Consider the following 14,041-nt stretch of genomic DNA (forward strand, 5'->3'; position numbering starts at 1 on the left):
GATTCCAACGCCATGAATCACTTCACGCTACCCAACGTGCGTGGAGTGCTTCAATAGGTTGATTTTTTCAACTTGATCAAGGAGAAATAGAAATGGCAACTGCAAAGAAAGCGCCGACCAAGAAGGTCGCTGCAAAGAAGGCTCCGGCAAAGAAGGTCGTGGCTGCTAAGAAGGCTCCGGCCAAGAAGGTAGCTGCAAAGAAGGCCGCTCCCGCCAAGAAGGTCGCTGCCAAGAAGGTAGCCGCCAAGAAGGCAGTGCCGGCAAAGAAGGTAGCCGCCAAGAAGGCAGCACCGGCCAAGAAGGCCGCTGCCAAGAAGGCTCCGGCGAAGAAGGTAGCCGCCAAGAAGGCAGCACCGGCCAAGAAGGCCGCTGCCAAGAAGGCTCCGGCGAAGAAGGCCGCCGCCAAGAAGGCGCCTGCGAAGAAGGCTGCTGCCAAGAAGGCGCCTGCGAAAAAGGCCGCGGCCAAGAAAGCCGCGAAAAAGCCCGCTGCCGCCAAGCCTGCCGCTGCTGCCAAGCCCGCTGCTGCTGCAAAGCCGGCTGCCGCTGCCAAGAAGCCTGCTGCAAAGAAGGCTCCCAAGGCAAAGGCCGCTGCACCTGCAAAGGCTGCCGCCGTAGCGCCCGCTCCCGCGGCGCAAACGACGCTGAACCCTCAGGCAGCCTGGCCGTTCCCCACGGCCAGCAAGCCCTGAGTTTTCTCAGCGGCCTTGAAGGCGCAAAAGCCCGACACCTCACGGTGTCGGGCTTTTTTCATGGGCGCTCGCTGGCCTGCACCAGGCAGATTCACCGGGCCAGTGAACCGCCCCGGTGCGACGACGATCAGAGCCCCAGGGCCTGGCGATCGATCTCGTAGTTCTGCGGACCGCGCTGCGCGATCTTGATGGCGCCGACCTTGTTGCCCAGCGCCGCGCACTGCGCGAGCGACCAGCCCTTTTCCAGACCGAACAACAGCGCACCGCGCCAGGCATCGCCGCAACCCGTAGGCTCGACCACCTCGGTCGCAACAACTCCGGGCACGTGTTCGCGTTCGCCGTCGACCCACACCTCGCAGCCCTCGGCCGCCAGCGTGACCACCAGGCCGCGCACGCGCTTGGAAATCTCGGCCAGGCTCCAGCCGGTGCGCTGCGAGAGCATCTTGCCCTCGTAGTCGTTCACCACCACCCAGCTGGCCAGGTCGACGAAGTGGCGCAGCGCCTCGCCGTCGAACATCGGCAGGCCCTGGCCCGGATCGAACACGAACGGAACGCCCGCGGCGGCAAACTGCTCCGCGTGCTGCAGCATGGCGTCGCGGCCGTCGGGCGCGATGATGCCCAGCTTGATGTCGTCGCGCGCAGCCACCTGGGTGATGTGCGCCTGCTGCATCGCGCCGGGGTGGAAGGCGGTGATCTGGTTGTTGTCGACGTCGCTCATGATCATCGCCTGCGCGGTGAAGGTGTCGTCGAGCTGGCGCACGAACTCGGTGTCGATGCCCAGCGTGCGCATGCGCTCCAGGTACGAGGCGCCGTCGCTGCCAAGGGTGGCCATCGGCAGCGCCGTGCCACCCAGGGCGTTGAGGCTGTACGCGATGTTGCCGGCGCAGCCGCCGAAGTCACGCCGCAGCGTGGGCACCAGGAACGACACATTGAGGATGTGCAACTGATCCGGAAGGATCTGGTCGGCGAACCGGCCCTCGAAAGTCATGATGGTGTCGAACGCGAGGGAACCGCAAATCACTGCTGCCATGGGTGAACCGTTGGTTGAAGGTGGATGAATGAGGAAACGAGAACGGGGCGCGTGCAGGCGCCCCGCTCAGGGATAGAAGGCTTCGACGCGGTAGCCCGCAATGGGCGGCAGCGCCGCGGCTTCCGAGGCCGACAAGGTCAGTGGCAGCGAGGCCGCACGGTCGGCGCGCCCCTGCAGCACAGTCGGCGCGCCGTAGTCGGCAGGCATCAGCACGCGGCGCACCACGGCACGCTCCTGCGTGTCGAGCAAGGAGAGTTCGACCGCCGGCATGGCGAGCGGCACCGTGGCACCGTTGCGCAAGGTGAAGCTCAAGCGGTAGTCGTTGCTCCCCCCCTTTTCGCGCGCGAAGGCCGCGCCCTCGATCACGATGTCGCCGATCTGGCGCAGGGCCGCAAGCTCGCAGCCGGTGTACTGGCACAACATGGCCAGCGCGGGGCGCAGATTGGGCTGCCGTGCGGCGATGCCGTTGCGCTCCTGGCGCAGCACCTGCACGGCGAGCAGCAGCACGGCCAACAGCACGAACAACGCCAGCACCAGGCGCACACCCTTGCGCTGCCAGAAGCTCGGCCGTGCATCGGCTGGCGCCTCTTCATTGGCGAACGGATGGCCCACCGGCGGCTCGAAGGCCGAGGAGAGCGAATAGTCGGGCTCGCTGGCCACCTGCACCACCGATGCACCAGCGGCCTTGGCTGCCGCGGCTTCATCGCGCGCCTTGGCGCCCGCGATCTTGGCCGACTTGGCGCGGGCGCGGCGCAGTGCCTTCTGCATCTGCACCTGGTCGTGGTCTTTGGCTTCCTGCTCTCGCTCCCCTTCCCCGTCGTCGCTCGCACGCTCGATCAATCCACGCGTCTTGATGCGCGAGGCCATCGGCAAGGGCGGCGCAGGCGGGCGCACCGAGGGCGGGGACGACGCCAGATTCAGATCGATGTTGGGGAACGGCGGCAGCGTGCTGGGCGGCGGGCGCCACGCGGGCTCGCTGACGTCGAGGTCGGACCAGGGCTCGTCCGCGGCGATGCCGTGGTCGGGCAGCTTGAGGGAGAAAGCAGGCTCCGCAGGCGCGGGCGCAGATGGCTTGGCAGCAGGAACCCCCAGTTGCGCCTGAAGCGGCAGCGGGCCGGTTTCTTCGTCGAAGAAGTCCGCGTCTTCCGACTGCGGCGCAAGCGGCGCAGCAGGTTCGGCCTGATCAAGCGAAGAAGATGAAGAAGGCGGCGGCAGTGCGATTTCGGGAGCTGTGGGTGCGGGTACCGTGGCCTCGCCCGAAGGCTCGACCAGCCCCGGCATGTAGCCCCCCTGCGTCGGCGATGGCGACGCGCCATCGGGTGCCTCTTGCAGGTCGAGCGTGGCATCGAACACATGGCTGCATCGACCGCAACGCACCCACCCGTCGGAGATGCGAAGCTGGTCGCGCACCACCTTGAAGGTAGTGGTGCAGGCTGGGCAGCGTGTGACGAGGCTCATGAACGGGCGATTGTAGGGTTGGACCCCTCGCCCTCCTCAGCCCTTGCGTGCAGCAGGCTCAGCAGCGCGCGGTCATGAGGATCCAGCCGTCCTCGGTGTCGCTGACTTCGAGCTTGGCATACGGCGCGTAGGCTTCCTTCAGCTCGTCGGCCTGGCGCGCGAGGATGCCGGCCAGCACCAGCGAGCCGCCGGCCTTCACATGGCTGCGCAGCAGCGGTGCAAGCACCTTGAGCGGCGTGGCAAGGATATTGGCCAGCACGGTGTCGTACTCGCCCTTGGCCGCCTCGGGCAGACCGGCCTTCAGTTGCACCGCATTGGCCTCGGCGTTGAGCACGGTCGAGGAGACCGCGGCTTCGTCGATGTCGACCGCGTCGATGTCGGTGGCGCCAAACTTGGCCGCGCCAATCGCGAGAATGCCGGAGCCGCAGCCGTAGTCGAGCACGCGCTGGTTGCCCAGCACGCCCTGCGTCGCAATCCAGCGCAGGCACATGCGCGTGGTGGGATGCGTGCCGGTGCCGAAAGCCAGGCCGGGGTCGAGCCGAATCACCTGCCGGGCCTGCGCGGGCGGCTCGTGCCAGGTGGGCACGATCCAGAACTCGGGCGTGATTTCGACCGGCGCGAACTGCGACTGCGTAAGGCGCACCCAGTCCTGCTCGGGCACCGACGCAATGCCCAGCACCTCACAGCCTTCGAAGAAGTCCTGCAGCGCGAGCACCGACGCGGCCTCTTTCGCAAGCGCCTCGTCGGGGAACAGCGCGATCACGCGCGAGCGCTGCCAGCCCTCCTTGGGCGGCGGCATGCCGGGCTCGCCGAACAGCGCCTGCTCGGCGTCGGTCTGCGCGTCGGCGTCTTCCACCGACACGCTCAGCGCATCGAGGGCGTCGAGCGCATCGCTGAGCGTTTCGACCCGGTCTTCCGGCGCCATCAGGCGAAGTTCAAACATGGCTTTGCGCGTCCGGTCAGCGCTTGTGCGCCGCCAGCCACTCTTCGAGGTAGTGGATGTTGGTGCCGCCGGTCATGAACTTGGAGTCGACCATCAGCTCGCGGTGAAGCGGAATATTGGTCGAGATGCCTTCGATCACCGTCTCGTTCAGCGCCGTGCGCATGCGGGCCATGGCCTGCTCGCGGGTGTCGCCGTACACAATGATCTTGCCGATCATCGAGTCGTAGTTCGGTGGCACGAAGTAGTTGGTGTACGCATGCGAATCCACACGAACACCAGGGCCGCCCGGCGGGTGCCACATGGTGATGCGGCCCGGCGATGGCGTGAACTTCCACGCGTCCTCGGCATTGATGCGCACCTCGATGGCATGGCCGCGCATCTCGATCTGGCGCTGCGTGAACGGCAGCTTCTCGCCGGCCGCAACCATGATCTGCGTCTTGACGATGTCGATGCCCGTGGTGAACTCCGTCACCGGGTGCTCCACCTGCACGCGCGTGTTCATCTCGATGAAATAGAACTCGCCGTTCTCGTAGAGAAACTCGAACGTGCCGGCGCCGCGGTAGCCGATCTTCTTGCAGGCGGCCGCGCAACGCTCGCCGATCTTTTCGATCAGCTTGCGCGGAATGCCGGGGGCCGGTGATTCCTCGATCACCTTCTGGTGGCGCCGCTGCATGGAGCAGTCGCGCTCGCCCAGGTAGACGGCGTTCTTGTGCTTGTCCGCGAGGATCTGGATCTCGATGTGGCGCGGGTTCTGGAGGTACTTCTCCATGTACACGGCCGGATTGCTGAAGGCCGCGCCAGCCTCCGCCTTGGTCATCTGGATCGCGTTGACCAGCGCTGCCTCGGTGTGCACCACGCGCATGCCGCGACCACCGCCGCCGCCAGCGGCCTTGATGATCACCGGGTAGCCGATGGCACGCGCAATGCGCTTGTTGGTGGCGGCGTCGTCCGACAGCTCGCCCTCGGAGCCAGGCACGCAAGGCACGCCGGCCTTGATCATGGCCTGCTTGGCCGCGACCTTGTCACCCATCGTGCGGATGTTGTCGGGCGTCGGGCCGATGAACTGAAAACCGCTCTGCTCCACGCGTTCGGCAAAGTTCGCGTTCTCGCTCAGGAAGCCGTAGCCGGGGTGGATGGCCTCGGCGTCCGTCACTTCGGCCGCCGAGATGATCGCCGGCATGTTGAGATAGCTCAGCGCCGACGGAGCCGGGCCGATGCACACGGCTTCTTCTGCAAGCTTGATGTACTTGGCGTCGCGGTCGGCCTCGGAATACACCATCACGGCCTTGATGCCGAGTTCGCTGCAGGCGCGCTGAATCCGCAGGGCGATTTCGCCGCGATTGGCGATCAGGATCTTCTTAAACATAGGCGCCCTCGCGGTTGCATCGCCCGCACGCTGCCCGTGCCAGTGCAATTTGACGGTCTGCGCCCGTCCGCGCCGAGGCGCGAGCCCCGCGGTTCGCAACCAGAATCTTCTTGAACATGGTCACTCGATGATGAACAGCGGCTGTCCGTATTCGACCGCCTGGCCGTTTTCGCCGAGGATCTGCGTGATGGTGCCGGACTTGTCGGCTTCGATCTCGTTGAGGATCTTCATCGCTTCGATGATGCAGACCGTATCGCCCTCGTTGACTTTGCTGCCGATCTCGACGAATGCGGCGGCGCCCGGGCTGGACGAACGGTAGAAGGTGCCGACCATCGGCGACTTCACGGCATGGCCGGCGGGTGCGGCTTCGACCGCTGGTGCAGCAGGTGCTGCGGCAGCGCCGGCGGGTGCGGCCTGAGGCGCGGCCAGCGTTTGAACATACTGCACGGGGGCGGCACCGCCGCCCTTGACGATGCGGACCTTGCCTTCGGTCTCAGTGATTTCCAGTTCGGAAATATTCGATTCGGACACCAAGTCGATCAGTGTCTTGAGTTTGCGCAGATCCATGGGACTCCAGTGCCGGCTTAGCCGGTCTTCAGGACATAACTTGTTCGAAAATCGTTGATTTTCGGCGTTTGGCGTTTAACGCCAGCGGAAGGGGGCCGATTCTAACCGTGAACAAGTTCACGCCGCCATGTGTCCAGGTCGGCGGGTTCGAGCTTGCCCATTTTACGAGCCGCCACGGAACCGCTCGCATTCAGCACCAGCGTGAAGGGCAACCCGCCCCCGGTGTTGCCCAGATTCTTGACCAGTTCGGTGCCCTGCAGACCGGCCAGGCCGGTCGGGTATGTCACCGGGGTGCGCTGCAGGAACTTGCGCACGGCACTGGGTTGATCGATAGCCAATCCAACCACTTGCCAGCCGTTGGCACCATGTTGCTTGAAAAAAGCGTCGATCATCGGCATTTCTTCGACGCAGGGCGGGCACCATGTGGCCCAGAAGTTCAGCAGCAGCGGCTTGCCGCGCAGACTCGACAGCGCGAGGTCCCCGCCTTCAGGGCGCTCGAAGCTCTGGGCCCAGAAAGCCGCGTCGAGCACCTCGCCGCCTGCTGCATTGCTGCGTTCCGTCCACCAGGCGCGACCGAGCCCGGCGGCCGCAGCCGCTGCCGCCACGCCGGCATAGAGCATGCCGCGACGGGTAGGCGAAGAAGTCATTCACTTGTCCTTTTCTCGTTCAATCAGGCGGCGCAAAGCTGGCAGGTCGCCCCGCGGTGTGCGCCCCTGGGCGTCGGGCCTCAGGGCACCGCGCAGGTCGTCGAGGTCGTACACCAGCAGGTGCACGCCAATTTCTTCGCCAAGCGCTCGGCTCGGGGCATGCACGCTCAAGGCCTCGACGTGCTCGCCATGGAAGCCGGTCACCATGCGCGGCTCGTAGTCCACATGGTGATCGATCAGGGCGATTTCGGCCGACTTGGAATCATCGCAGAACAATTGAATATAAATGTCTGACAAACGGGTGGCCGTTCCATGCCACACGGCGCCGCCAAGATGGGGGCGGAACACCGCCATGCGTTCCATCCATTCGAGCGCCAGCATGCGCAAGGCATGCAGCTCCACGGGCTGGGTGTCGGCGCAGAAGAGCTCGATGTACTCGCGCACCTCGGCCTCGACGTCGTCGTTGTTCGGCAGCGCGGTGCGCGCCGACAACCCCAGGTCGCGCAATGCCCGGCGCTTGGCCGGGCCGTATTCCAGTCCCTCCTCGACCACGAGGCGGGCTGCAGTGGCGGCAATTTCGCGCTTGGGCGTGTCCATCGGCGCATTTTGCCCGCGGAAGCCATCCCTCACATCAACATCAGTACGGCACGCAGGACAAACGCGGGGCCGCGCCCCGGGACGCGTGGGGCGCTTCCCTAGAATCGACCGATGCACATTCATATTCTGGGTATCTGCGGCACGTTCATGGGTGGCGTAGCCGCCCTGGCGCGCGAGGCAGGCCACCGGGTCACGGGCTGCGACGCCGGCGTGTACCCGCCAATGAGCGACCAGTTGCGCGCCCTCGGCATCGAACTGATCGAAGGCTTCGGCGCCGACCAGCTCGCCCTGTCCCCCGACATGTTCGTGGTCGGCAACGTGGTCTCGCGCGGGCGCCTGCCCGACGGCAGCCCCAAGTTCCCGCTGATGGAGGCCATCCTCGACGCGGGCAAGCCCTACACCAGCGGCCCGCAGTGGCTGGCCGAGCACGTGCTGTTCGGGCGCCACGTGTTGGCGGTGGCCGGTACGCACGGCAAGACCACCACCACGTCGATGCTGGCCTGGGCGCTGGAAAAAGGCGGCAAGGCGCCCGGCTTTCTGGTGGGCGGCGTGCCGCTCGACTTCGGTGTGTCGGCGCGACTGGGCGACGGCCCGGCATTCGTCATCGAGGCCGACGAGTACGACACGGCCTTCTTCGACAAGCGCAGCAAGTTCGTGCACTACCGGCCTCGCACCGCCGTGCTGAACAACCTGGAGTTCGATCACGCCGACATCTTCGACGATCTTGCCGCCATCGAGCGGCAATTCCATCACTTGGTGCGCACCGTGCCCAGCAGCGGACGGATTGTGGTCAACGCGACCGAAGACAGCCTGCAGCGCGTGCTGGCGCAAGGCTGCTGGAGCGAGCTGGCCCGCTTCGGCGCCGGCGGCCCGACCATCGAATGGCAGGCGCGCGGCTCGCACGACGCCTTCGACGTGCTCCAGCGCGGCGAGGTGGTTGGCCGGGTCGAATGGGAGCTGTCGGGCCTGCACAACCAGATGAACGCCCTGGCCGCCATCGCCGCGGCCGAGCACGTCGGTGTGCCGCCGGCCAAGGCAGCCCGGGCGCTGGGCAGCTTTCGCAACGTGCGCCGACGCATGGAACTGCGCGGCGCGGTCGAGCGCACGGGCGGCGCCATCACTGTCTATGACGATTTCGCCCACCATCCCACGGCCATCCGCACCACGCTCGACGGGCTGCGCCTCAAGCTGGACGCCGCAGGCAAGAAAAGTGAGCGCATCCTCGCAGCCTTCGAGCCGCGCAGCAACACCATGAAGCTCGGCGTGATGGCGGCCCAGTTGCCATGGAGCCTGGCGTCCGCCGACCTCGCGTTCTGCCACACGGCGGGCCTCGACTGGGACGCCGCCGCGGCGCTCGCGCCGATGGGCGATCGGGCGCAGGTGGCTGGCGCCATCGAACCGCTGTTGCAGCAACTGGTGGCCGCGGCCCGGCCGGGCGATCACATCGTCTGCATGAGCAACGGCGGTTTTGGCGGCGTGCACGACAAACTGCTTGCCGCGCTGCGCGAGACGCCCGCATCATGACCCCCATGGCCGTCCCGCGCGCACGCGAACTGATCGACACACTGAAGCTGCAGCCCCACCCTGAGGGTGGTTGGTACAGCGAGGTGTTTCGCTCGTCCGCGAGCGTCACGCCGGACGACGGCCGCGCGCCACGCAACGCACTGACCAGCATCTACTTCCTGCTGGAAGCCGGCCAGTGCTCGCGCTGGCACCGGGTGCTGTCGGACGAAGTCTGGGTTTACCTGGAAGGCGTGCCGCTGGCGCTGTGGACCTGCGACGCCGCGATGCGCACCGCGCCGGCCCACGCCCGCCTGGGCCCGGTCGACGCCCACGGCACCCGGCCCCAGCATGTGGTGCCCGCCGGCCATTGGCAGGCGGCCCGCCCGGTTCACGGCGACATCTCGGGCGACACCTCGGGCGAATTCACGCTGGTCGCCTGCATGGTCGGGCCGGGCTTTGTTTTTGCCGACTTCTCACTGGTGCCGCCCGACAGCGACGAGGCGGCGTCGATGCGGCACCACTGGCCCGACCTGGCCAGCATGCTCTAGGCCCCTGTCTCGAGGCCCTTTTTTCAGCCCCGGCGCTGCTTGACTGCCTGCGATAGCGTGTCCAGCACCTGCACCGAATCGTCCCAGCCGATGCATGCATCGGTGATGCTCTTGCCGTACTCGAGGTCCGCGAGCTGGTCCTTGCCCGGCGTGAACTTCTGCGCGCCCGGCTGCAGGTGGCTCTCGACCATCACGCCGAACACACGGTTGGAGCCGCCGGCAATCTGCGTGGCGATGTCCTTGGCCACGTCGATCTGCTTCTGGTGCTGCTTTGAGCTGTTGGCATGGCTGCAGTCGACCATCAGCGTGGGCGGCAGCTTGGCGGCCAGCAGGTCATTGCAGGCCGACTCGACACTTGCGGCGTCGTAGTTCGGGGCCTTGCCACCGCGCAGGATCACGTGGCAGTCGGGGTTGCCGTTGGTCTGCACGATCGCAACCTGGCCGTTCTTGTGCACCGACAGAAAGTGGTGGCCGCGCGCCGCCGCCTGGATGGCGTCGGTGGCGATGCGGATGTTGCCGTCGGTGCCGTTCTTGAAGCCGATCGGCGCCGACAGGCCCGAGGCCAGCTCGCGGTGCACCTGGCTTTCGGTGGTGCGCGCACCGATGGCGCCCCAGGAAATCAGGTCGCCGATGTATTGGGGCGAGATCACGTCCAGGAACTCGCTGCCCGCGGGCAGGCCCAGGCGGTTGATGTCGATCAGCAGCTGCCGCGCAATGCGCAGGCCTTCGTCGATGCGAAAGCTCTCGTCCAGGTACGGGTCGTTGATGAGGCCCTTCCAGCCGACCGTGGTGCGCGGCTTCTCGAAGTACACGCGCATCACGATCTCCAGCGTGCCCGCGTACTTTTCGCGCTCCACCTTCAGGCGGCGGGCGTAGTCGAGCGCCGCGGCCGGGTCGTGAATGGAGCACGGTCCCATGATCACCAGCAGCCGATCATCCTTGCCCGCCATGATGTTGTGGATGCTGCGGCGCGTGCCTTCGATCAGCGTTTCCACGGGCGTTCCGCGAATCGGGAAGAAGCGGATCAGATGTTCGGGAGGGGGAAGCACGTTGATGTCCTTGATGCGTTCGTCGTCGGTCTTGCTGGTTTTTTCGACGCTCGCATACCAGCTGTCGCTGGCGGGGGCAGTGTTCGTGCTCATGGGTGCTTCCTTGTTGGAGTGAATATCGTCAGGGCATGAAAAAACCGCCGGGGCTTGAGGCCGTCGGCGGTTCTGGGAGGGTGTTCGTGTGCGTTTTACGCGCTCGCCTCTCGTCCGCCGGAAACCGGGAACCAAAAGTAGGCAAAGAAATAAGCGCGGAGGGCGGACATGTGGGCGGAATGTAGCACGGAAAAAGAAAACCCGGCACAGGGGCCGGGCGTTCGTTGTGTTCAGCGGTAACCCGATTCGTTCGGGTTGTGAATGATCCAGATCAGGTTGCCGCTGGAGAAATCGCCCATGCCGCCACCCGCGAAGATCAGGCGGCCCTGGCCCTTGTAGGTCATCTCGAACCGATGGCGGTCGCTGCCGAAGTAGAAGGGAATGAAGGCCTTGCCCGTCATGTAGGCGCCCTGGTCGGTCGGCTGGCCGGCGAGGTCGGTGACCTGGCGGGTGCTCATGCCGATCTGCAGCCGCGCGAACTTGCTGTTGCGCCCGGGGTTGCCGGTGATCTCGCCTTCGTAGCCATTCAGGCCCTTGACGGTACGTCCGCTGCCGGCCTCGATCTTCGACGAGTCGACCACGTTGCCCTGGGCGTCCATGCCGGCCTTGGCGCCGCCACGGGCGGGCGCCGCCGGAGCGCCGGCGGGCACTGCCGCAGGCTGACCGCCATTGGATGCGCCACGCGACGCGCAACCCACGCTCGCCAGTGCCACGACAGCAGTCACAGCCAGCAAAGCGGCGGACGAATTGATCCTGATCCTCATCAAACGCTCCTAATCGTAAATAGCGAAGGAGCGCAGCTTAACAAGCTCTTACAGGCCTCAGGCCGTGCCGCCTACGGTCAGGCCGTCGATGCGCAACGTCGGCTGGCCCACGCCCACGGGCACGCTCTGGCCTTCCTTGCCGCAGGTGCCCACGCCCGAGTCGAGCGCCATGTCGTTGCCGATCATGGTCACGCGGGTGAGCGCGTCGGGGCCGTTGCCCACGATGGTGGCGCCCTTCACGGGGTACTGGATCTTGCCGTTCTCCACCCAGTAGGCCTCGCTGGCCGAAAACACGAACTTGCCGCTCGTGATATCCACCTGGCCGCCGCCGAAGTTGGTGGCGTACAGGCCCTTCTTGATGCTGGCGACGATTTCCTTGGGGTCCTTGTCGCCGCCAAGCATGTAGGTGTTGGTCATGCGCGGCATCGGCACATGCGCGTAGCTCTCGCGGCGGCCATTGCCAGTGGGCTTGACCTTCATGAGGCGCGCGTTCATCGAGTCCTGGATGTAGCCCTTCAGGATGCCGTCCTCGATCAGCACGTTGCGCTGGCTGGCGTTGCCTTCGTCGTCGACGTTGAGCGAGCCGCGGCGGTCGGCGATGGTGCCGTCGTCGAGCACGGTGACGCCCTTGGCGGCCACGCGCTCGCCGATGCGGCCGGCGAAAGCGCTCGAGCCTTTGCGATTGAAGTCGCCCTCCAAGCCGTGGCCGATGGCTTCGTGCAGCAGGATGCCGGGCCAGCCGGAGCCGAGCACCACGGTCATCTCGCCGGCCGGGGCCGGGCGGGCGTCGAGGTTGGTCAGGGCGGCCTGCACGGCATGGTCGACGTACTCGGCGATCTGCTCGTCGTCGAAATAGGCCAGGCCGAAGCGCCCGCCGCCGCCGCCCGAGCCGACTTCGCGACGACCGTTCTGCTCGGCAATGACGGTGACCGACAGGCGCACCAGCGGGCGCACGTCGGCGGCCAGCGTGCCGTCGGCACGCGCGACCAGCACCACGTCGTACTCACTGGCCAGACCGGCCATGACCTGCGCCACGCGCGGATCACGCGAGCGGGCCAGCTTCTCGACCTTTTCGAGCAGCTTCACCTTGGCGGTGCTGTCCAGCGTGGCAATGGGGTCGATACCGTCATAGAGCGAGCGGCTCGACGCAATCTTGCGGGTGGCCGTCTTCACGCGGGCGGTGCGCCCGGCGGAGGAAATCGAGCGCACGGTGCGCGCCGCGTCGAGCAGCGAGGCCTCCGAAATGTCGTCCGAATAGGCGAAAGCGGTTTTCTCGCCGCTGACGGCACGCACTCCCACACCCTGGTCGATGCTGAAACTGCCGGTCTTGACGATGCCTTCTTCCAGGCTCCAGCCTTCGCTGCGCGTGTACTGGAAGTACAGGTCGGCGTCGTCCACCCGGTATGCGGTGATCTCGGCCAGGGCCTTGCTCAGGTGCGATTCGTCGAGGCCGAAGGGCGTGAGAAGAAGCTGTTGCGCCGTGGCAAGGCGCTCGATGGTGGGTTCGCGAGAGATCATGACGGATTATTGCTCGCCCCCAGTCTCGGCGCACCGCGTGGCGCTTCTCCCCCCCTCTGCCGGGGGCAACACCCTAGGCCCGGCAACGCCGGTTCCTGGGTGTTTCCGGCATCGTCAGTTCTGCGCCAGCTTCCTCGCCCGGGCGATCGACATCAGAATGCCCAGCCCCAGCCCCAGCGTCACCATGGCCGTGCCGCCATAGCTGATGAACGGCAGCGGCACCCCCACCACCGGCAGGATGCCGCTGACCATGCCCATGTTCACGAAGGCGTAGGTGAAGAAGATCATGGTGACCGCCCCCGCCAACAGGCGGGAGAACAGCGTCGTGGCGTTGGCCGCGATGGTCAGACCGCGAAAGATCAGCAGGATGAACGAGGCAATCAGCGCCAGATTGCCCACCAGGCCGAATTCTTCGGAATAGGCGGCAAAGATGAAGTCGGTGGTGCGCTCGGGAATGAATTCAAGGTGCGTCTGCGTGCCCTGCATGAAGCCCTTGCCGCCCACGCCGCCCGAACCGATGGCGATCATCCCCTGGATGATGTGGAAGCCCTTGCCCAGCGGGTCCTTGGTGGGATCGAGCAGCGTGCACACGCGCTGCTTCTGGTAGTCGTGCAGCACGCGCCAGTCGACGCCGTCGGCGCACAGCTGCGACTCGAACCCCACGATCAGCGTGACGGCCACCGCGCCAAGCAGCACCGGCGGCACGATCAGCTTCCACGGCAGCCCGGCAAAGAAGATCACCGCCAGCCCGGCCGCCAGCACCAGCAGCGAAGTGCCCAGGTCGGGCTGTTTCATGATGAGGCCGACCGGCACCGCCAGCAGCACCGTCGCCACCACGAAATCGAGCGGGCGCAACTGGCCTTCACGCCGCTGGAACCACCACGCCAGCATCAGCGGCATGGCGATCTTCAGGATTTCGCTGGGCTGTATCACCAGGCCCACGTTGATCCAGCGCTGGGCGCCCTTCTTGGTGATGCCGAACAGCGCCACCGCCACCAGCAGCGCCACGCCCATCGTGTAGAGCGGCACGGCGGCCACCATCAGCCGCTGGGGCGGCACCTGCGCCACCACGAACATGATGAAGCCCGCCAGCAGCATGTTGCGGCCGTGGTCGATGAAGCGCGAGCCGTGGTCGTACCCCGACGAATACATGGTCAGCAACCCGGCAAAGGCGAGCAGCAGCACGGCGAAGGCCAGAAAGCCGTCGAAGCCCTGGAAGATGGGCGCGATGCGACGCGCCAGGGAGGGCTGATTGAACACGGCAGACAT

General features: G+C 66.2%; 14 protein-coding genes. 3 read left to right on the forward strand and 11 right to left on the reverse strand.

The window, feature by feature from the left end; genetic code table 11:
• Positions 1-92 precede the first annotated feature (92 nt).
• Positions 93-689, forward strand: a complete 597-nt coding sequence (locus tag VLK31_RS04755; protein WP_409167208.1) for a histone H1-like DNA-binding protein — start codon at positions 93-95, stop codon at positions 687-689.
• A 127-nt stretch (positions 690-816) separates the two neighbouring features.
• On the opposite strand, the gene VLK31_RS04760 is transcribed toward VLK31_RS04755, so the two are convergent.
• From VLK31_RS04760 to VLK31_RS04790, 7 genes are all read right to left on the reverse strand, one after another.
• Complete coding sequence (locus tag VLK31_RS04760) at positions 817-1,719, reverse strand: carbohydrate kinase family protein (RefSeq protein WP_409167209.1); 903 nt, start codon at positions 1,717-1,719, stop codon at positions 817-819.
• A gap of 66 nt (positions 1,720-1,785) precedes the next feature.
• Positions 1,786-3,177, reverse strand: coding sequence for a zinc-ribbon and DUF3426 domain-containing protein (locus VLK31_RS04765; RefSeq protein ID WP_409167210.1), 1,392 nt, complete (start codon positions 3,175-3,177; stop codon positions 1,786-1,788).
• A 58-nt stretch (positions 3,178-3,235) separates the two neighbouring features.
• Positions 3,236-4,120 carry a 50S ribosomal protein L11 methyltransferase gene (prmA, locus tag VLK31_RS04770; RefSeq protein WP_409167211.1) on the reverse strand — a complete coding sequence of 295 codons (885 nt, stop codon included), beginning with the start codon at positions 4,118-4,120 and terminating at the stop codon, positions 3,236-3,238.
• A 16-nt stretch (positions 4,121-4,136) separates the two neighbouring features.
• On the reverse strand, positions 4,137-5,486 hold the full coding sequence (gene accC, locus VLK31_RS04775) for an acetyl-CoA carboxylase biotin carboxylase subunit (RefSeq protein ID WP_409167212.1): 1,350 nt from the start codon (positions 5,484-5,486) through the stop codon (positions 4,137-4,139).
• 120 nt (positions 5,487-5,606) lie between these two features.
• A complete protein-coding gene (gene accB / locus VLK31_RS04780; RefSeq protein WP_409167213.1) occupies positions 5,607-6,053 on the reverse strand; it encodes an acetyl-CoA carboxylase biotin carboxyl carrier protein in 447 nt (148 codons plus the stop codon).
• A gap of 101 nt (positions 6,054-6,154) precedes the next feature.
• A complete protein-coding gene (locus VLK31_RS04785; protein ID WP_409167214.1) occupies positions 6,155-6,700 on the reverse strand; it encodes a TlpA family protein disulfide reductase in 546 nt (181 codons plus the stop codon).
• Positions 6,701-7,297, reverse strand: a complete 597-nt coding sequence (locus VLK31_RS04790) for a hypothetical protein (protein ID WP_409167215.1) — start codon at positions 7,295-7,297, stop codon at positions 6,701-6,703.
• 111 nt (positions 7,298-7,408) lie between these two features.
• Between VLK31_RS04790 and mpl the strand changes: the two genes are divergently transcribed.
• Both mpl and VLK31_RS04800 read left to right on the forward strand, forming a co-directional pair.
• Complete coding sequence (gene mpl, locus VLK31_RS04795) at positions 7,409-8,821, forward strand: UDP-N-acetylmuramate:L-alanyl-gamma-D-glutamyl-meso-diaminopimelate ligase (RefSeq protein WP_409167216.1); 1,413 nt, start codon at positions 7,409-7,411, stop codon at positions 8,819-8,821.
• Between the two features lie 5 nt (positions 8,822-8,826).
• Positions 8,827-9,348 carry a cupin domain-containing protein gene (locus VLK31_RS04800; RefSeq protein WP_409167367.1) on the forward strand — a complete coding sequence of 174 codons (522 nt, stop codon included), beginning with the start codon at positions 8,827-8,829 and terminating at the stop codon, positions 9,346-9,348.
• A 23-nt stretch (positions 9,349-9,371) separates the two neighbouring features.
• Here the strand turns inward: VLK31_RS04800 and VLK31_RS04805 are convergent, their stop codons facing one another.
• From VLK31_RS04805 to rodA, 4 genes are all read right to left on the reverse strand, one after another.
• Positions 9,372-10,490, reverse strand: coding sequence for a 3-deoxy-7-phosphoheptulonate synthase (locus VLK31_RS04805; protein WP_409167217.1), 1,119 nt, complete (start codon positions 10,488-10,490; stop codon positions 9,372-9,374).
• 230 nt (positions 10,491-10,720) lie between these two features.
• Positions 10,721-11,254 (reverse strand): hypothetical protein, encoded by a 534-nt coding sequence (locus VLK31_RS04810; protein WP_409167218.1) that lies wholly within the window; start codon positions 11,252-11,254, stop codon positions 10,721-10,723.
• 57 nt (positions 11,255-11,311) lie between these two features.
• Positions 11,312-12,772: a metalloprotease TldD gene (tldD, locus tag VLK31_RS04815; RefSeq protein WP_409167219.1), complete on the reverse strand. Its 1,461-nt coding sequence runs from the start codon at positions 12,770-12,772 to the stop codon at positions 11,312-11,314.
• Between the two features lie 114 nt (positions 12,773-12,886).
• Positions 12,887-14,041 carry a rod shape-determining protein RodA gene (gene rodA, locus VLK31_RS04820; protein WP_409167220.1) on the reverse strand — a complete coding sequence of 385 codons (1,155 nt, stop codon included), beginning with the start codon at positions 14,039-14,041 and terminating at the stop codon, positions 12,887-12,889.

It is taken from the genome of Variovorax sp. H27-G14 (genome assembly GCF_046156345.1).
GTDB lineage: Bacteria > Pseudomonadota > Gammaproteobacteria > Burkholderiales > Burkholderiaceae_C > Variovorax.